Origin of the sequence: Chryseobacterium sp. 3008163 (assembly GCF_003669035.1) — a bacterium.
In the GTDB taxonomy this organism is placed as follows: domain Bacteria; phylum Bacteroidota; class Bacteroidia; order Flavobacteriales; family Weeksellaceae; genus Chryseobacterium.
This window is the reverse complement of record NZ_CP033070.1, coordinates 2,244,140-2,262,243: the sequence shown is the minus strand read 5'-3', so window position 1 is coordinate 2,262,243 and position 18,104 is coordinate 2,244,140. Positions and strand designations below refer to the sequence as shown.

Below are 18,104 nucleotides of genomic sequence, written 5' to 3'. Positions count from 1 at the left end.
AAACTTTAGACATAAAGAAATGTTAAGATTCAGACGCATCTCAATTTAGCGGTCTGCTAAATAAATTTCTTTAGAAATTCACTTAAATTATCTTTAAAACTTATAAATCTTAATGGTGAAAAATATTTAAAAATTACAGCTGACTTTTAATCTCCGCCATCAATTCTCTTCCGCCATTTTCTAATACGATGTTCGCAAATTTCTCACCGAAATTTTCTTCTTCATTGTATTCAAAACTTTCGTCGATAGCGATATAGTTTTTTCCGTCAAGCGAACAAAGCGCTCCTTTAAAACGAATCTGGTTCCCAATTTTTTCCGCAAAAGCGCCAATCGGAGCTGTACAGCCACCTTCAAGCGTGCTCAGGAAATTTCTTTCCATTTCTACGCAGATTTGGGTTTGCTTGTGATTGATCGATTTTAAAATCTCGTTGATTTCAGGCTTTTCAGAATGTCCGGCAATGGCAATCACACCTTGCGAAGCAGCAGGAATCATTACGGGAAGCATCTCGTAATTGATATCCATATTCATTCTTTTGATTCCGGCTAGAGATAAAATCGTTGCATCAAAATCCTGTTCTTCCAGTTTTTGTAATCTCGTTTGGATATTTCCTCTGATATCAAAAAACTGAGTGTCGGGATAATGTTTTGACCAAAAAGCACGTCTTCTCAAGCTACTTGTTGCCAGTTTCAGTTCGTGAAATTCTTTGTCTTGTGCAGATTTTCTTCTGATTAAAACGTCCTGCGGATAATCTCTTTCAAGATGCGCAATCAGTTCAATATTGTGTGGAAGTTGCGTGGGTACATCTTTCAAAGAGTGTACGGCAATGTCAATTTCGTCATTTAATAAAGCGACATCCAAATCTCTTGTGAAAACGCCTGTAATTCCTAAAGAATAAAGTGGCTGATTGAGATTTTTATCTCCCGAAGAAATGATGGGAGTGATCTCCGTAAGGTAATTATTGTTCTGTAAGTGCCTGGCAACTTCTCTGGCCTGCCAAAGTGCAAGTGCCGAATTTCTGGTTCCTATCCTAATGCTTTTCATTGAATTCGTTATTGGGTTGTTCAACTAATATTTCGTGCATTAATTTACTAATTTCTTCGGCTTTGAGAGGGTTATCAATGATATATTTTGCAAAACGGTTGGTAATTTTCTGAATCATTTTCTCAGAAAGCTCCATGTCGTTGATATTGATGTACTTATTTTTTCTGTAGAAATTATGCATCTCATTACGCTCCATATTTTTCAAGACCGCTTTGAAGTGATGGATGTTTGGTGCCAGTTTTCTTTTTTCTCCCATTCAAGGAAGTCTTTGGTCATTTCCTTGATGATTTTTTCAGCTTTTGGGATTTCTTTTTCCCTCTGCTGAATGGTTTCCTGAATTTGTTTTGAAAGCTCATCCACATCAATCAAAGTAACATGATTGAGTTCCGAAACGCTTTTGTCAACATTATGCGGAATCGAAAGATCAATTACCAGAGTTTCTCTTCCGTTTTGAAAATGAGATTTGTTAATGATTGGGGTTTTTGCGCCGGTCGCTACAATCAATATGTCAGTATTCTCAATTTCCTGATCGAAATCAGCGTAATCAATATTGGGAATATTATATTTTTCAGAAATTTTTGCTGCCGTTTCCTGAGTACGGTTGGCGATTTTTATTTTGGGCTGATAAACGTGTTTTACTAAATTTTCAACCGTGTTCTGTCCGATTTCACCGACTCCGAGAAGTAAGATGTTTTTTTCGTTCAGTTTTTTTTGATTGTTTAAAATATAATGAACTGCCGCATAAGAAACCGAAGCCGCACCGTTGGAAATTGCCGTCTCGTTTTTGATTCTTTTAGAAATTTGAATCGCAGAGTTGATGGATCGTTCCAAATAAGGATTAGAGTTCTGTCGTTCTTTCTTAAACCGGGCGTACGCTTTCTTGATTTGTCCGATAATCTCAAAATCACCGATGATCTGACTTTCCAAACCGGCTGCTACTCTGAACAAATGTTTCAGCGCTTCTTCTTTTGTTAAAATATTGGCAAAAGGCAGGAAGTCTGAAAGGTTGACACCAATCGTTTTGCAATACTCTTCGGCCACAAAAAGATAGTTGGATGTCGTTGTATAAATCTCAGTTCTGTTGCAGGTGGAAACCACAAAAGCATCCCCCAGATTTTCGTCGTGAATTCGGGAGACAAAGTTTTTGATATTTTCGTCGAAGAATGCAAATTTGCCCCTCGTTTCTACATCTGCCTTCTCATAACTCACTGAAAGTACAGCGAAATTTGTCGTCTGATGTATGTTAGAATACTGTATCATAAGCGTTGCAAATTTAAGTATTTTTAAATTAAGCTCCTGCTGATATTGTGTATGATAAATATCGTAAAAAGCTATAAATTCTATTGAAAAAGCTGTAAGAATCAGATAAACGAAAGATTAATGAAAAATTAAAAATTTAATAAAATTTTAACCAAATTATATTCATGATATTATTCATAAGTAGTCATTAATTTATATCTTTGTAAACTTAAATCAGGACAAAATTATGAGTATATTCGATATGTTTACGCAAGACATTGCGATAGACCTTGGAACTGCCAACACGCTTATCATCCACAATAACAAGATTGTTATTGATCAGCCATCAATTGTTGCAATTGAGCGTTCTACAGGTAAGCCAATCGCGGTAGGTGAGCAGGCGAAACATATGCAGGGTAAAACTCATGAGGATATCAAAACAATTCGTCCGTTGAAAGATGGTGTCATCGCAGATTTCCATGCTTCTGAGCACATGATCAAGGAGTTTATCAAAAAAATTCCTGGGATCAAGGGTAGATTTATTCAGCCTGCTTTAAGAATTGTAATCTGTATTCCTTCTGGAATTACAGAAGTTGAAAAGAGAGCGGTAAGAGATTCTGCTCAGAAAGTAAACGCTAAAGATGTAAGGTTAATCTATGAGCCAATGGCAGCTGCAATAGGAGTTGGTATTGACGTTCAGAAACCTGAAGGAAATATGATTATCGATATAGGTGGTGGTACTACAGAAATTGCAGTCGTTGCCTTGGGAGGTATTGTTTGTGATAAATCTGTGAAAATTGCAGGTGATGTATTTACAAATGATATTGCTTATTTCCTGAGAACACACCATAACCTTTATATTGGTGAAAGAACTGCTGAAAGAGTGAAAATTGAAGTAGGTTCTGCTGTTGAAGATCTTGATGTGGATATCGAAGATATTCCGGTACAAGGTAGAGACTTGATTACGGGTAAGCCAAAAGAAATTATGGTCGGTTACAAAGAAATTGCACGTGCTTTAGATAAATCAATCATCAGAATTGAAGATGCTGTAATGGAAACACTTTCACTTACACCTCCGGAATTGTCAGCCGATATTTACAAAACAGGTATTTATCTTGCTGGTGGTGGTGCTTTGTTGAGAGGCTTGGCAGATAGACTTCACAAGAAAACAGGTCTTCCGGTTTTTGTAGCTGAAGATCCTTTGAGGGCCGTTGTACGTGGTACAGGTATCGCACTTAAGAATATGGATAAATTCAATTTCTTAATTAAATAATTTTAACTTTTTACGACTCTTTATCTGAATGGGATTTTTGCTGCGATTATTTTCAAAGAATGCTCTTCTTGTCTTCTTTATTTTCCTGCAAATTATTGCTCTTGTTCTGATATTCTCTAAAAACGCAATGCAACAATCCTGGCTTGCGGGTCAGACGGCTGCGTTCAATTCGTGGGTTTCGGGGTATATTGATGAAGGAGTTTCTTATTTAAAACTAAAACAAACCAACGAAGATCTTGTCGCTCAAAATAAAGCGTTAATGCTTGAGCTTTACGGAAAACAGGGAGCGAAAAATCCTCTATTCAGAAAAGTACATGATACTTTGGGTGGCGGACAGATCTATACATTCGTTGACGGTGAAATTGTTTTCAACAGTATCAACCGACGAAATAACTACTTTACCATCAACCGTGGAAGACGTGATGGTGTTCTTCCTCAGATGGGCGTTATGGCTCCAAAAGGAATTGCCGGAATCGTCATCAATTCTACTGAGAGTTATGCTTTGGTACAATCTGTATTGAGTGTCAATAAAATCAGAATCAATGCTGCTCTTAAAAAATCGGGGTATTTCGGTACGTTGACATGGAGAGGTGATAACTCTAGAGTCATGCACTTATCTGATGTTCCAAAATATGTTTCCCTGAAAATTGGTGATACGATTGTAACAGACGGTAAATCAGCAATTTTCCCTAAAGGTATTATGATTGGAACTGTCGCAGGATATACAGTAGATAACCAGACAGGTTTCTGGGATATTTCTGTTGAGTTGAGCGAAAAATTGGGCGCTTTGAATAAAGTTTTTGTCGTTAAAAATCTTAAGAAAGCTGAGGTTCAGAAAATCAGCGATACAATGCAAGCCGTAATAAAAAAAGAAAATGATTAGCAGAACGTTATTTACAGATCTTTTGATCATGATTTTTCTGGTTGCATTACAGATATTTGTTTTGAACAGGATTACGCTGTTCGGAAAGTATACGCCGGTTCTGTATCCGGTTTTTGTGATGTTCTATCCTTTTTTTAGAAATAAATTTCAGTTTTTAGCTTTAAGTTTTTTGATAGGTTTGTCGATAGATACTTTAATGCATTCTGGTGGTTATAATGCGTTTGCTACAACATTAATAGCTTATTTTAGGACTTTAATTTTTAGATCTTCTACGGATACATCTACAGATTTCTTCTCATTTCAGTCTCTGCAATGGACTCAGTTTTTACTATTTTTATTCTCAAGTATTTTCTTGCATCAGCTTGTGGTACAATATTTCGAGTTTTTTAAATTGAGTAGAGTTTTTGAAATCTTACTTAATGTGTTGGTAACTAGTGTAATTTCTTTTATATTTATCATTATTTACGCATTAATCTTTAAAATCAAACAGAAAGTTTGAACACACGCCATATAAAAATTTTAACTGTTCTCATCGTTCTTGCTCTCATTTTTGTGGCAAGACTTTCTTATTTACAGTTGTTCACAGACCGATACGCATTAAATGCTGCCAACACGTCAATCAAAACCGAATACGTCATTCCGCAACGTGGAGTTATTTTTGATCGAAACGGTAAGATCATGGTGGGAAATCAGCCTGCGTACGAGATTTCTTTCACTCAGGCATTGATGAAACCTGATTTTGATACCTTGTCTTTCTGTAATTTAATGAAAATTGATAAAAGAGATTTTATTAAAAGAATTAATGTCATCAAAAAAGAAAAATATTATTCTAAACTGACTCCGATGACTTTCATCAAAGACCTCAGCAGAGAGGAAATTGCAAGAGTTCAGGAGATTATATTTAAATATCCTGCTTTTAGTATCGTTCAGCGTCCGCAAAGGCAGTATGAAGTTTCAACTTCCGGAAACCTTTTGGGATATACGAGTGAAGTCAACGACAGAGAAATCAAAAAAGATTCTACCTATTATCTTCCCGGTGACCTCATCGGAAAAACCGGAATCGAAAAATCTTATGAAAAAGAGCTGCGTGGGGTAAAAGGAATTAAATACATTCAGAAGGATATCAAACTTAGAAATGTCGGCCCATACAAAAACGGATCTTTAGACAGAGATGTTGTTACAGGAAAGGATATTACCCTGACCATTGATTATGATTTGCAGAAGCTTGCGGAAGAAATGTTGGTCAATAAACATGGTGCTATTGTAGCAATAGATCCTAATAATGGTGAAGTTTTGGTATCTGCGACAGGTCCGGATATTGATCCTAATCTTTTTACAGGACCCAACAAATCAAAAAATTTATACGCACTTTCAAAAGATACGATTTACGAAAACAAACCTACATTCGACCGTGCTTTACAGGCTGGTTATCCGCCAGGTTCTACGTTTAAACTGTTGACAGCATTGGCAGCAATGCAAATGGGGGTGATGACTGATAAGACTATTTTTCCTTGTGGTGGCGGTTTCTTTTATAAAGGTAAAAGAATAAAAGGTCATGGTGGAGCTGATCCTCTGATACCGGCGATTCAGGTTTCCAGCAACTGTTTTTTTACCTATGCATTTATTGCGATTATTAAAAAATATCCTGGAAATCCATCAAAAGGAGTTGACGAATGGAAGAAAATCATGAGCAGCTTTGGAGTTGGAGAATTTCTGAACAATGATTTTGCAGTTGGTGCGAAAGGTAGAATTCCTTCAGGAGATTTCTATGAAAGAAGATTTAAAGCCATCATTAAAGCAAATGGTTCTAAGAAAGACGATTATAAAAATTGGGATGAAATGTCTACCGGAGCTATTTATAATGGAATGGGACAAGGTGACGTAATGGTGACGCCTCTTCAGTTAGCAAATTACGTTTCTGCAATTGCCAATCGTGGCTGGTATTACACCCCTCATATTGTAAAATCGATTGATGGAAAACCTAATCCAGACCCAAGATTTAAAGTTAAACATCAGACTTTGGTTGATGCCAGACATTTTGGTCCTGTTCTAAAAGGGATGGAAGCGGTAGTTCTAAATGGTACTGCAAGAAGTTTGAAATCGAATGATTTTACTCAATTAGCAAAAACAGGAACAGCGCAGGTTCCTCAAGGGAAAGATAATGCTATTTTTGTGTTGATTGCTCCCGCAGAGAATCCTAAAATTGTAGTTGTCGGCGTGATGGAGCACGGTGGATTTGGGGGTACTTGGGCAGGTCCGGCATGTACTATAATTGCCGAAAAATATATTACGGGTGATATCAAAAGAGAACATCTCTACAAAAAAATGATTACTGCGAGCTTTATGCCCGAATACAAAAGACAGTGGATTGTTGATCTCAAAAGAAAAGGACTTTACAAAGAACCTAAACCAGACTCTCTTAAACTTAAAAGAATACAGGATAGCTTAAATCTCGTTAAAAAAGCAAAAGAAAAACTGAATGCTAAAAAAGTTGAACCCAAAAAAACCGCAAAACCATGAAATGGACAGAAGGAATAGATAAATTGGGTCTTGGCTTATACCTCTTGCTTTGTATTTTTGCGATTGCTAATATTTACAGTGTAGATGAAGGTTTAGGTAAAAAACAGCTTTTGTTTTTCGGGATTTCTATATTTGTAGGATTGATTATTTTCTTCAGCCGAAGTAAGTTTTTTGAAAATATGTCCGGGATTATTTACGTAGGAGGAGTTCTGATGCTTGCAGGTCTTCACGTTTTCGGAACGGAAATTCTGGGTCAGAAGAACTGGTATAAATTCGGAAGTTTTACCATGCAGCCTGTAGAGTTTTCGAAGATCGGGGTCGCTCTGATGTTGGCCAATTATGTATCGGGATCAGAATTTAATTTAAAAAATAGAACATCACTCATCGCAGTTTTAGCAATTATAGGTATTCCTGCAATTGTGGTGCTTTCAATTCCTGATGTGGGTTCACTATTGGTTTTTACGGCATTTTTTATCGCTTTATATCGTGAAGGTCTTAGCGGAAAACTTTTTCTGATTGGTGGTCTTTTCGGAGTTGTTTTTCTTTTGGCTAATTATCTCAACGATCCTCTTCAGTGGAGCTTATGGTATTTTACCGGATTTATTATTTTCATTGGCGGATTGTGGTTTGCTTTTAATGCGGCTTTTCTTCGTAAAAATATATACACACTTTTACCGGGTGTCGGAATTGTTCTTCTTTTGGCGGCATTATCATTTATTTCGCCTGTTATTTTTGAAAAACTTCCTAAACATCAGCAAGAGAGAGTAGAGGTTTTGTATAAAGGAGAGCGTGAATTCCGTGATACTTCAGGGTATAATCTTTTGTATTCAAAAACAGCAATCGGGTCCGGTGGTTTTTTTGGAAAAGGCTTTCGTGAAGGTTCTGTAACACAGGGAAAATTCGTTCCGGAGCAGGAAACCGATTATATTTTCTGTACAGTTGGTGAAGAATGGGGTTTCCTTGGAAGTACCATTTTGGTTTTGGCATATATGGTTTATATCGGACGAATCTATTATCTCGCAGAAAAGCAGAAATCGACCTTTAACAGAGTTTTCGGTTATTCTTTTGCCTCTATCCTATTGATGCACTTTTCAATCAATTTAGGCATGGTTATGGGATTGTTCCCGACGGTGGGTATTCCGTTGCCGTACTTTAGTTATGGTGGAAGTTCATTGCTTGCCTTTTCGATGATGACTTTTATTTTCTTTAAATTAAATTACGCTGATAAAAATAGTTTGGTTTAAAGTTAGAAGCGGAAAGCTGGATGATGAAAGTTTACAATCATTCTTTAATTTTTTTTACAAATAAATCTTTACAATCTGCGAGATAAAATTTCTATTAATTTTCTCTTTTACATAAAATCTTAAAAGTCGATGAACGAAGCTTACGTCTTAGATCATAATTATGCTCATTTAAATTTTGCTGAATCACCTTTGCAGATTGGCGAGTACGAAAACTGTACATTTCAAAATAGCAATTTTGAATATGCTAATATTTCTCAATTTAAATTTACCAATTGCGAATTCACAGACTGTAATTTAAGCATGACTAAGCTTAGCGGAACTGCCTTTCGTGATGTATTTTTCAAAGAATGCAAAATGTTCGGGATGCACTTTGACGACTGTAACGAGTTTGGAATGTCTTTTAGATTTGAAGGCTGTGCTCTTAATAATTCTGTCTTCTATAAAACTTCCATCAAAAGAACATTATTTAAAAATTGTAAACTGATTGAAGTTGATTTTGCTGAAGCAGATTTGTCGAATTCAGTATTTTCAAACTGTGATTTCAACGGCGCCACATTCGAAAGAACCAATTTAGAGAAAACAGATTTAAGAACATCTTTCAGTTACACGATCAGTCCTGATTCTAATAGGCTAAAGAAGACGAAATTTTCACTTTCAGAAGTTCACGGACTCTTACGACGATTCGATATAGAAATCGATAAAAACAGCTGATTTGAATTGTCTTAAGCGAAAGCTTATCTACCATATGAATCAATAGGAATGGGCTTCAGCCCGTTTAAAAAAATGTCAGCGCAATAGATGGCTTTAGCCGAAACTTATAATCTTATTGTAGGCTTTGGCTTAGTTTTTAAACAAAAATTAAAGCCATCAAATTTTGATGGCCTCGTTTATATAAATCAATTATTTAAAACTAAAAACTAGTAGAGGCTAAGTTGTTGTAGCTTTCTCCATTCTCATTGATTACTCTTTTTGCAAACCTGAATTTTGGTCCCCAATAAGAATCATTCAGTGAAGAGATCATTACACCTTTTGAAGTCGCTGCGTGAATGAATTTTACTTCTCCTTCTTCAGTTACGCTTTCTACAATTCCTACGTGAGAAATTCTTCTGCCGTGAGAAAAGAAAATCAAATCTCCTTTCTGAAGGTTTTCTTTATCGATAGCTTCTCCTTCCTGGGATTGAGATGCTGCTACTCTTGGTAATGTAAGACCGGCTGCTGCTCCGAATACTGATAAAACAAATGCTGAACAGTCGATTCCGTTTCTTGTAGTTCCCCCGTATCTATAAGGAGTTCCTAAGTAGGTTGAAGCTTCTGTTAAGATGTTATCAATGGTCTTATTGTGTTTGATCGCTTTTGCGATTTCAGAATTTTTTAAAGAATTTTTTGCGTTTGAGATGGCTACTGCTTTTTCAGATATAAAAGAGTTGATTAACAGCTTCTTATCATTCTCTATCTTAGTGTCTAAAGCAACTAGTTTGGCATCTGTTTTGTACTCTTTAGTGTAAGTTGCCGGTTTTGAAACTACGTAATTAGTAACGCATGATTGTAGTGATATTGTTGAAACAAAAGCAACTAAATAAAACAAAACTCTTTTCTTCATATTTTTTAATTTCCGGTTGAAAAAGAAATATTTATTTCTCTAAAGCCCTACAAAAGTAGAGATTCCATCTAAGACAGCCTCAATATGATTATTGTCATGTTTGTGTTTTAACACATTTTAACATCTCGTAGAAGTATGTTAAAGAAAAAGCAGCTGTTAAGCGCCTGTTTCGGTGAGTGTACTGTTTTTTTTATTAAGATTTTTTAACATAATATATTCGCTTTCCTTTATTAATCGAGGTTCTTTGAAATCAATCATTCAGAATTTATCTGTTAAAAATGCATAAAAAAGTTCCCCGAATAATCGGAGAACCTTCACTAATATGGAATTTTACAGATGTTATCTTGTAAATAACATTTCTCTATATTTCGTCATTGGCCAAAGCTCATCATCCACCATCATTTCAAGATCGTCTGATGCATCTCTGATTGCGTCAAATAATGGCTTTACTTTATTACAGTAGTCTTCTGCCTGTGTTTGGCTTTCAGATACTGCTTTTGCGTTCGCTCTTGCTTCAAGAAGCTGTTCAACACCCAATTTGATTGTTGAGATATTTTCTGAAATATTGGTAATCAAACTTATTTGCTCTTTTGCCAATGTTTTGAATTCTTTTTCTCCGAAAATATCTTTAAGACCTCTTACGTTTTCAATCAGTCTGTTCTGATAATTTAAAGCGGAAGGAATGATGTGGTTTCTTGCGATGTCACTCAACACTCTTGCTTCGATATCAATAACAGTTGAATATTTTTCCAGTTTGATTTCGTTTCTAGCCTCCACTTCTCTGTGGTTGAATATTCCGATTTCTTCATATAGATCAAGGAATTTCTGGTTCATTTCCTGCTTCAATGCTTCAGGAGTGGTTTTCCAGTTGTTTAATCCTCTTTTTTCAGCTTCTACAGCCCAGTCATCAGAATATCCGTCACCTTCAAACATTATGTTTTTACACTGCTTGATGTATTCTCTCAATACGTTGAAGATCGCTTCGTCCTTCTTAAGACCAGTTTCAATTAAAGCATCAACTTCTTTTTTGAAGTCACCCAATTGTTTTGCAGCAATAGTGTTCATCACAGTCATAGATTCTGCGCAGTTTGCAGAAGAACCTACCGCTCTGATCTCGAATTTATTTCCAGTAAATGCAAAAGGAGAAGTTCTGTTTCTGTCAGTATTATCCAACAAAATTTCAGGAATTTTTCCAACTACATTTAATTTTAAGTCTGTTTTTTCGTCTGGTGAAAGTTTTCCTTCCGTTACTTTTTCAAGCTCTTCCAAAACTCTGAACAACTGGCTTCCGATAAATACAGAAATAATTGCTGGTGGAGCTTCGTTTGCCCCCAATCTGTGATCGTTGCTTGCAGACGCGATACTTGCTCTTAAAAGATCCGCATATTCGTGAACTGCCTTAATTGTATTCACGAAGAATGTTAAAAACTGTAAGTTTTTCTTAGGGTTTTTTCCGGGGCTTAAAAGGTTTTCACCTGTATCAGTTGCTAAAGACCAGTTGTTATGCTTTCCGCTTCCGTTTACTCCTGCGAATGGTTTTTCGTGGAATAAAATATGGAAATGGTGTCTGTGAGCAATTCTTGCCATTACGTCCATCAAAAGAGAGTTGTGGTCTACCGCAACGTTTACTTCTTCAAACATTGGTGCAAGCTCAAATTGGTTTGGAGCTACCTCGTTGTGTCTTGTTGTTACTGGGATACCCAATTTCATACATTCAACTTCCAATTCTTTCATGAAATTCATGACTCTTGTAGGAATTGAACCGAAATAATGGTCATCTAATTGCTGCCCTTTTGCAGGAGAATGTCCTAATAAAGTTTTACCTGTTAAAACTAAATCCGGACGAGATTGATACAATGCAGAATCAACCAGAAAATATTCTTGCTCCCAACCTAAAGTAGGAGTTACTTTCGTTACATTTTTGTCGAAATACTGCATTACGTTGGTTGCAGCTTCGTCTACAGCGTGCAAGGCTCTCAATAAAGGTGCTTTATAATCTAAAGTTTCTCCAGTGTAAGAGATAAAGATTGAAGGAATACATAAAGTAGTTCCCATAATGAATGCAGGAGATGTAGGATCCCAAGCAGTATAACCTCTTGCTTCAAACGTATTTCTGATTCCACCGTTCGGGAAAGAAGATGCATCAGGCTCTTGCTGAATCAATAAGTTTCCGCTGAATCTTTCGATCGCTCTACCACCTTCGATAGGTGTGAAGAATGAATCGTGCTTTTCTGCAGTGCTTCCAGTCAATGGCTGAAACCAGTGCGTGTAGTGAGTAACCCCTTTGCTCATTGCCCAATCTTTCATAGCTACTGCTACCTGATCTGCAATTAATCTCTGGATTTTACTTCCTTTTTTAATAGCATCCATAATAGATTGGAATGCTTCTTTTGTTAAGTATTCTCTCATTGTGTTTTCAGAGAATACATTTTCACAAAATAATTCTGATAATTTAGCAGGAATTTCTACTGAATTATCTTTTCTAAAGTCCTTGAATGGTAAAGTTTCTAAAGCTTTAAATCTTAAAGTTGACATATAGTGTTGAATTTTTATGGTGCAAATTTACAAAAAAAATGAATTGAAAATAAAATACCCCTATTTTTTTTAGACTATTTAATTATTTGTTTTGATTTAAATCTAATTTGACCCCTGTTTTGATATGGGGTGTTTTTAAAATGAAATTAATTTTTAGTTTAAATATCATTAATATGGGTACAGATAAGTGCTTTTCTGTTGAAATAAGATTTAAAAGTAAGTTTAAACATTTTGAGAATAACAATTTTCCCGAACTCCTTTTAAAAAAGAAGCTTATGATGCTTAAGAATTCTTATTTTTGAATAAATCAAAACCCGATGATAAAAAAAATCACCCTAATTATTTCCTGCTTGTTTTTGCAAATGCTTTTTTCTCAAAAATCAGATCCTATATATTATGATAAAGATTGGGAAATCACGACAAAAGCAAATGCTTCTTATTATCGACTCATGCCTTTAAAACAAATTGGCGAATTGGTTTTGCTTCAGGATTTTTATATCAACGGAACTCAGCAGTTTGAAGGCTATACTTTGAAAAATAATGAAAATGCATACGTTGGCGATATTATTTGGTATGACGAAAATGGAAATGATGAAAATTTTAAACAATATAGAAATGATACAAAAAATCTTACCTTATTATATTATCACAGCAATGGTAAAGTCCGGAAAAAAGTTCAGTATAAAAACGGAGTGAAAAATGGTGAAGCCATAATTTACGCAACCGAAGGATCTGTTTTAATGAAGGGAATTTATGCAAAAGGCAAACCCGAAAGCGGAAGTTTTGAAAAAGTAAGACAAAGTGATGACTACGATTATAATTCAACTAGTGAAGAAAGTACAGACGGTAAAACTCTGGAGACGACAGAAGAGGGGATGGTTTCGCCTCTGCCGCCGGTAGCCGTTCAGACAACAACTAATGTTGAACTGCAAACGGCAGAAATGGCTGTCTATGAAGGTGAAAACCTTTCGAAAAACAAAAAAAATAGAAAAACTGTTTCAGGAAAAATATTTTGGGCAAACTCAAAACTGTTGGCTCAGGAAACGTTTTATGAAATGGGTTCGTACGACTTCAAGCCTATTTCCCGCAAAAATTATGACAAGTCCGGAAAGTTAATTCAGTCTTTAAATGAAACTCAGTTCAAACAATATGGAAATGACATTGAAAACGGTGCTGAATATCAATATTATCTTCAAAATAACTTTGCGACCGATATTAAGTCTGTTTCAAACTTTGTTAAGGGAGAAAAATCTGGGAAAGAGGTCGTTTATTTTCCGAATGGAGAGACTGCTTTAGAAACCAATTATAAAAATGGCTTAAAAGAAGGTGAGGAAACTGTTTTTGATGAAAATAAAACGGTGAAAAGTAAGCGGGTTTATAAAGAAGGAGAATCTTTTAATGGAAATTTTGACGAAAGGGTAGGCGGTATGTTCTTCAACCAAAATTATAGGAATGGCATAAAGGAAGGTGAAGCGATTGCTGTAGACGAAGAAAAACAAATTGTTGCCAAAGGTGTTTATAAAAACGGAAAACCTTTGAACGGAACTTTTATTGAAGGTAATGAAAATCGTTCTGATAATTATGAATTGATCAATGTTGAGAATTTTAAAAAATCTGGCTTGCAAAAAGTTTTCGGCTACAGATTGGAGAATTTAATAAAAACTTATACAATCAAAGATGATAAATTGAACGGAATGACGACTTTCTATGAAGATGGTAAAGTTGTGGGAAGTTTAGAGTATAAAAATGATGAACCTTACGACGGAACTTTGGTAGAAAGTGAGAAAACTTCAGTTTTCAAAAACGGAAAGATTACAGAAGAAACTTATTTTGAAGATTCATATAATAAGGAAAATATTCAAAAGCAAAAACTGTATGAAAACGGAATTCTCGTAAAAGTTAAAGATTTTTCTTTTGATATTTCAGAAAAGCCACAAAGTTCTTATGAAGGTATTTTTAAAAATGGAAAACCTTACTCCGGATATTTTGAAACTGATGATAACAGAGAATTTAAGCAAGTCAATTATTTTGAAAACGGAATTTTGAAATTTCAATATTCAAACGATTATCTGAAAAACATGGATAATTTCAGACATCAGTCTTATGATATTAAATCTACTTACAAAGACGGAAAAATATACGATGGCGTTGAGTATGTTTTGAACGAAAAGCAATTTACGTCCAAATACTGGAAAAATGGGGTTCTGCAGGCCTTTGATTGGGATCTTTTTGCGATGCATTATTTCAACAGGCTTCATTTTGAACTGAAAAATAATACGATTGAAATCAGCGATATGCAGGCAAACAGAAAAGCTGAAATTAAAATTGAACAATCCAAAAACACTTTTAATAAACAGCTTTCTATCGATGGAAAAATAGTTGACGGTACAAGAAAAAATTATTTAGAATCAAAATACAAGGAGAGTATTATCGTTTATCACGAAAAAGAGGGTGAAATTATTTCAACTACCGTAAATCCAATGGATGAATCGATGGAGCCAACTGAAGGAACTGAATTGTTTTATAAAGTTTATATGATGGTCAAAGAGACTTCTGGTCTTCAGGAGAATTTCAACATGTTGGCAGAAAAAATTTCAGGCAATACATTTATTGAAGAAACCGACGAGAATCACATTGTTATTGGAATTCAAATAGATGCTGAAGGAAAGCCCAAGGACGGTATTCTAATTACTCCTACACAAAATAATACGTATACTCTACAGCTGTATATGAATAGATCATTGATCAAAACGGTAGAAAAAGTAAGTTTCGATAAAGTAAAAGAGGAACTGGAAAAACTGGAGAAGATCAATTAATTTAAAGTTTCCTGCTAAAATCTTTGAATTGAGATGATTTTTTTAATTAGAATGCTATCTTAACGAATCTTAATTAAGAATCAATTTATTGATTTCTAAATTATTATAAAACGGTTATTCTTAAAACCTTAATGGTGAAAAAAATAATTTTGAACAATATGAATAAAACTTATTCCAGTTTTCTTTCTGATTATGGTCGTAAATATTAATTTTAAAACGTTTAAAAATTCAGTTTAAAAGATAATCGACTGGTTTAAAGTGGATTAAAACTTTAAATAAATTTTACGTAACTTAGCAGACTTTTTATAAAAAATTTAATATATGACAAATTCTAGAGCAAGAGAAACTACCGAGGCAATTGAAAGACTATACATTTCTATGAGACACCTGTTTTATAGAGGTTTTTTCAAGCCAAGTGGAGTTTCAGGAGAAAGCATTAGAAGTTTGTTGAAAACGATCAATCCCGAAATTTACGGTACCATGAGCGTTCCAAGCAAGTTGGAGCTTGATGGTTTGATGTATGTTTTAGACAGACTTCCGGAAGGAATAGAAGAATGTGCTTTCATTCATCTTACATCAGACGAAGGTTTTGATAAAGGGAGTTTCGAGCCAATCGTTCCAAAAAGAGAAGAAGAAACTGTTACCGAATAGACGAACATCAGATGAATATCGAAGTTCTTTTGGGACGTTCTGAAATCTATGATATTCTTACGCATTTAACGTTCTTATTTATAGAAGCCGATAAAATCCGTAATCTCGCATTTATTCAGGATGAAAACTGGAAGCCGACAAGAGCTTTCAAAATCATCGAAGAAGTGGTAAAAGGTGAGAAAAAATTCAGCAGAAGAGAAAAAGAAGTAGCACTGATTCACCTTTCTTCTTTAATAGGAAGAACTTTTGATGAAACTTTAAATGCCTACAATACTTTTGGCGACGATGAAAATCCGGACAGATTATTCAAAATCATTTACCATTTAGGAAAAGTGAGTCTGGAAGATGCTAAGCAAAGCCGTGAGAGAGAAATTTACTTCAGTGCAATTTTAAAGGAAAGAGTAGGACACCATTATTTTGGCGAAAAATGGGCTCAAAAGGTGAAAGAGGTTTTATTTGAAAATGACCTTCACATGCGCCCGTTACACATTATTTCGGCGAATATGCATTCTGTAAAAAATATGTTGTACGGAAATGATGCTTTAAAGAAAAAAGATACCAAAGACGTTGATTATAAGCTCTACGGAGAAATTTCAGATAAAAAAGATCTTCGCGACAAAGTTTCAAAATATGCCTTGGAAGAAGGTTTAGTTTACATCAATGACAAAAGCGGAAGTAATATTGACGTTCAGATTATCGATTTAAGCAAAACCAATCTTAAAAACACTCCTTTTGGTCACTTGAAATATGACGGAGACGATGTGATCATGGTTTTCGATTATGCATTTGGCGAACAGGCTTTTGAGGTAATGGATGAATTGCTGAGACCTTTCGAGCAGAAAGGAGAGGTGTATATGATGAAAGTGAAATCTGTCTCTATCATGGGGAAGGCAGGAATTTTATCAGGTGGAAAAGGCGATATCATGATCCCGACTTCCCACATCTTTGAAGGAACGGCAGATAATTATCCTTTTGAAAATGCTTTGAAATTAAATGATTTTAAAGATGATGAATTAAAGGCTTTCGAAGGACCAATGATTACAGTTTTAGGAACTTCACTTCAGAACAGAGATATCCTTCAGTATTTTATGAATACTTCATGGAAAGCCATCGGACTTGAAATGGAAGGGGCACATTACCAAAAAGCAATTCAGGTAGCTTCTAAAATCAGACATCATATTGCACCAGATCTTTTCGTAAGTTATGCTTACTATGCATCAGATAATCCTCTGGAAACAGGGGCTACACTTTCTTCAGGTGGATTAGGATTGACAGGTGTGAAACCGACTTACCTGATTACTTTAAGAATCCTAGAAAAGATTTTACAAAGCGGAAAGAAAGAGATTTCTTCTAAAAAATAATTTAATTTTAAATTAAATATCAACCTCAAGTGTTTTTGCATTTGAGGTTTTTGTTTAAACACAAATAACGTAAATGTTTTTCACGAATAATTGTGTCATTTGTGTTTGGAAATTTCATAGATTCTTATACGTATTCATCTGTGAAAATTTTGTGGGATCTGTGGGAAACTCAAAAAAATATTATCTTTAAATTTATTAAAACTAAACAAATGAGTACAGCCTCACAATTAGCAAAAAGATTCAGAGAAGTAATGCTCGACGGCGTTTGGATTGCTAATACCAATTTTAAAAATCAGTTTTCAGATGTCACTTGGGAGCAAGCAACAACGAAAATTGCTGATGTAAACACCATCGCTATGCTGACTTTTCACATTGATTACTATATCGCAGGAATTCTCAATGTTTTTGAAGGCGGAGATTTGGAAATTAAAGATCAATTCAGCTTCGATCTTCCACCGATTGAATCTCAGGAACAATGGGAATCTCTTTTAAATAAATTATGGAGCGATTCTGAAAAGTTTGCGACTTTTTTAGAACAAATTCCCGATTCTCAATTAAATGAGGTTTTTGTCGATGAAAAATACGGAACGTATCTAAGGAATATTGACGGAATGATTGAACATGCTTATTATCATTTGGGACAGATTACTTTGATTAAGAAAATGATTTTATTTAAACACAAATAGCACAAATATTTTCGCGAATAACACTAATTATTTGTGTTTAAAATTGTGCATTCATTTGTGTTATTAGTGGTTAATAAATCTCCCACAGATCTCGCAGATGTTCACAGATTCTTATACGCAATCATCTTTGCTAATCTGTGTGATCTGCGGGAAATAAAAATTCACCAAATATGCGACAGAAAATTTAACCTCATCAATATTAAACAATCAAAAGATACAATCGAACTTGAATATCACATTTGAGTCTCTTTCAA

The 18,104-nt window shown here is 34.9% G+C and carries 11 protein-coding genes and 2 pseudogenes; 9 read left to right on the top strand and 4 right to left on the bottom strand.

Features of this window, described 5'->3' with window-relative positions; translation table 11 throughout:
- Window positions 1-133 precede the first annotated feature (133 nt).
- Entirely contained in the window at window positions 134-1,042 is a 909-nt protein-coding gene (gene hemC, locus EAG08_RS10170; RefSeq protein ID WP_129535331.1) for a hydroxymethylbilane synthase, read from the bottom strand.
- Window positions 1,029-2,302 (bottom strand): annotated as a pseudogene (gene hemA / locus EAG08_RS10165) (glutamyl-tRNA reductase). The gene hemC and the pseudogene hemA overlap by 14 nt, the downstream one beginning before the upstream one ends.
- 226 nt (window positions 2,303-2,528) lie before the next feature.
- Between hemA and EAG08_RS10160 the strand changes: the two are divergent.
- The 6 genes from EAG08_RS10160 to EAG08_RS10135 all read left to right on the top strand — a co-directional run bounded on the left by EAG08_RS10160 (window position 2,529) and on the right by EAG08_RS10135 (window position 8,912).
- Window positions 2,529-3,554 carry a rod shape-determining protein gene (locus EAG08_RS10160; protein ID WP_129535330.1) on the top strand — a complete coding sequence of 342 codons (1,026 nt, stop codon included), beginning with the start codon at window positions 2,529-2,531 and terminating at the stop codon, window positions 3,552-3,554.
- 28 nt (window positions 3,555-3,582) lie between these two features.
- The gene (gene mreC, locus EAG08_RS10155; protein WP_129535329.1) at window positions 3,583-4,437 is read left to right on the top strand and encodes a rod shape-determining protein MreC; all 855 of its coding nucleotides are present in this window, start codon (window positions 3,583-3,585) and stop codon (window positions 4,435-4,437) included.
- A complete protein-coding gene (locus EAG08_RS10150; RefSeq protein WP_129535328.1) occupies window positions 4,430-4,936 on the top strand; it encodes a rod shape-determining protein MreD in 507 nt (168 codons plus the stop codon). The genes mreC and EAG08_RS10150 overlap by 8 nt, the downstream gene beginning before the upstream one ends.
- On the top strand, window positions 4,933-6,957 hold the full coding sequence (locus EAG08_RS10145) for a peptidoglycan D,D-transpeptidase FtsI family protein (RefSeq protein ID WP_129535327.1): 2,025 nt from the start codon (window positions 4,933-4,935) through the stop codon (window positions 6,955-6,957). Before EAG08_RS10150 ends, EAG08_RS10145 begins: the two co-directional genes overlap by 4 nt.
- Window positions 6,954-8,201 carry a rod shape-determining protein RodA gene (gene rodA, locus EAG08_RS10140; protein WP_129535326.1) on the top strand — a complete coding sequence of 416 codons (1,248 nt, stop codon included), beginning with the start codon at window positions 6,954-6,956 and terminating at the stop codon, window positions 8,199-8,201. The genes EAG08_RS10145 and rodA overlap by 4 nt, the downstream gene beginning before the upstream one ends.
- Before the next feature lie 129 nt (window positions 8,202-8,330).
- On the top strand, window positions 8,331-8,912 hold the full coding sequence (locus EAG08_RS10135) for a pentapeptide repeat-containing protein (protein ID WP_129535325.1): 582 nt from the start codon (window positions 8,331-8,333) through the stop codon (window positions 8,910-8,912).
- Between the two features lie 199 nt (window positions 8,913-9,111).
- On the opposite strand, the gene EAG08_RS10130 is transcribed toward EAG08_RS10135, so the two are convergent.
- Entirely contained in the window at window positions 9,112-9,801 is a 690-nt protein-coding gene (locus tag EAG08_RS10130; protein WP_129535324.1) for a C40 family peptidase, read from the bottom strand.
- 339 nt (window positions 9,802-10,140) lie between these two features.
- A complete protein-coding gene (locus EAG08_RS10125; RefSeq protein ID WP_129535323.1) occupies window positions 10,141-12,336 on the bottom strand; it encodes a glutamine synthetase III in 2,196 nt (731 codons plus the stop codon).
- A gap of 317 nt (window positions 12,337-12,653) precedes the next feature.
- On the opposite strand from EAG08_RS10125, the gene EAG08_RS10120 reads away from it, so the two are divergent.
- The 3 genes and pseudogenes from EAG08_RS10120 (at window position 12,654) to EAG08_RS10110 (ending at window position 17,850) form a co-directional block, all read left to right on the top strand.
- Window positions 12,654-15,152 carry a toxin-antitoxin system YwqK family antitoxin gene (locus tag EAG08_RS10120; protein WP_129535322.1) on the top strand — a complete coding sequence of 833 codons (2,499 nt, stop codon included), beginning with the start codon at window positions 12,654-12,656 and terminating at the stop codon, window positions 15,150-15,152.
- Between the two features lie 321 nt (window positions 15,153-15,473).
- Window positions 15,474-17,164: pseudogene (locus tag EAG08_RS10115) on the top strand (DUF6909 family protein).
- 209 nt (window positions 17,165-17,373) lie between these two features.
- Window positions 17,374-17,850 carry a DinB family protein gene (locus EAG08_RS10110; RefSeq protein WP_129535321.1) on the top strand — a complete coding sequence of 159 codons (477 nt, stop codon included), beginning with the start codon at window positions 17,374-17,376 and terminating at the stop codon, window positions 17,848-17,850.
- Window positions 17,851-18,104: the final 254 nt, after the last annotated feature.

Bases quoted from the DNA above. Each gene is read 5' to 3' on its own strand.
- hemC (WP_129535331.1), bottom strand. From the start codon at position 1,042: ATGAAAAGCATTAGGATAGGAACCAGAAATTCGGCACTTGCACTTTGG.
- EAG08_RS10120 (WP_129535322.1), top strand. From the start codon at position 12,654: ATGATAAAAAAAATCACCCTAATTATTTCCTGCTTGTTTTTGCAAATG.
- EAG08_RS10130 (WP_129535324.1), bottom strand. From the start codon at position 9,801: ATGAAGAAAAGAGTTTTGTTTTATTTAGTTGCTTTTGTTTCAACAATA.
- mreC (WP_129535329.1), top strand. From the start codon at position 3,583: ATGGGATTTTTGCTGCGATTATTTTCAAAGAATGCTCTTCTTGTCTTC.
- rodA (WP_129535326.1), top strand. From the start codon at position 6,954: ATGAAATGGACAGAAGGAATAGATAAATTGGGTCTTGGCTTATACCTC.
- EAG08_RS10125 (WP_129535323.1), bottom strand. From the start codon at position 12,336: ATGTCAACTTTAAGATTTAAAGCTTTAGAAACTTTACCATTCAAGGAC.
- EAG08_RS10135 (WP_129535325.1), top strand. From the start codon at position 8,331: ATGAACGAAGCTTACGTCTTAGATCATAATTATGCTCATTTAAATTTT.
- EAG08_RS10110 (WP_129535321.1), top strand. From the start codon at position 17,374: ATGAGTACAGCCTCACAATTAGCAAAAAGATTCAGAGAAGTAATGCTC.
- EAG08_RS10160 (WP_129535330.1), top strand. From the start codon at position 2,529: ATGAGTATATTCGATATGTTTACGCAAGACATTGCGATAGACCTTGGA.
- EAG08_RS10150 (WP_129535328.1), top strand. From the start codon at position 4,430: ATGATTAGCAGAACGTTATTTACAGATCTTTTGATCATGATTTTTCTG.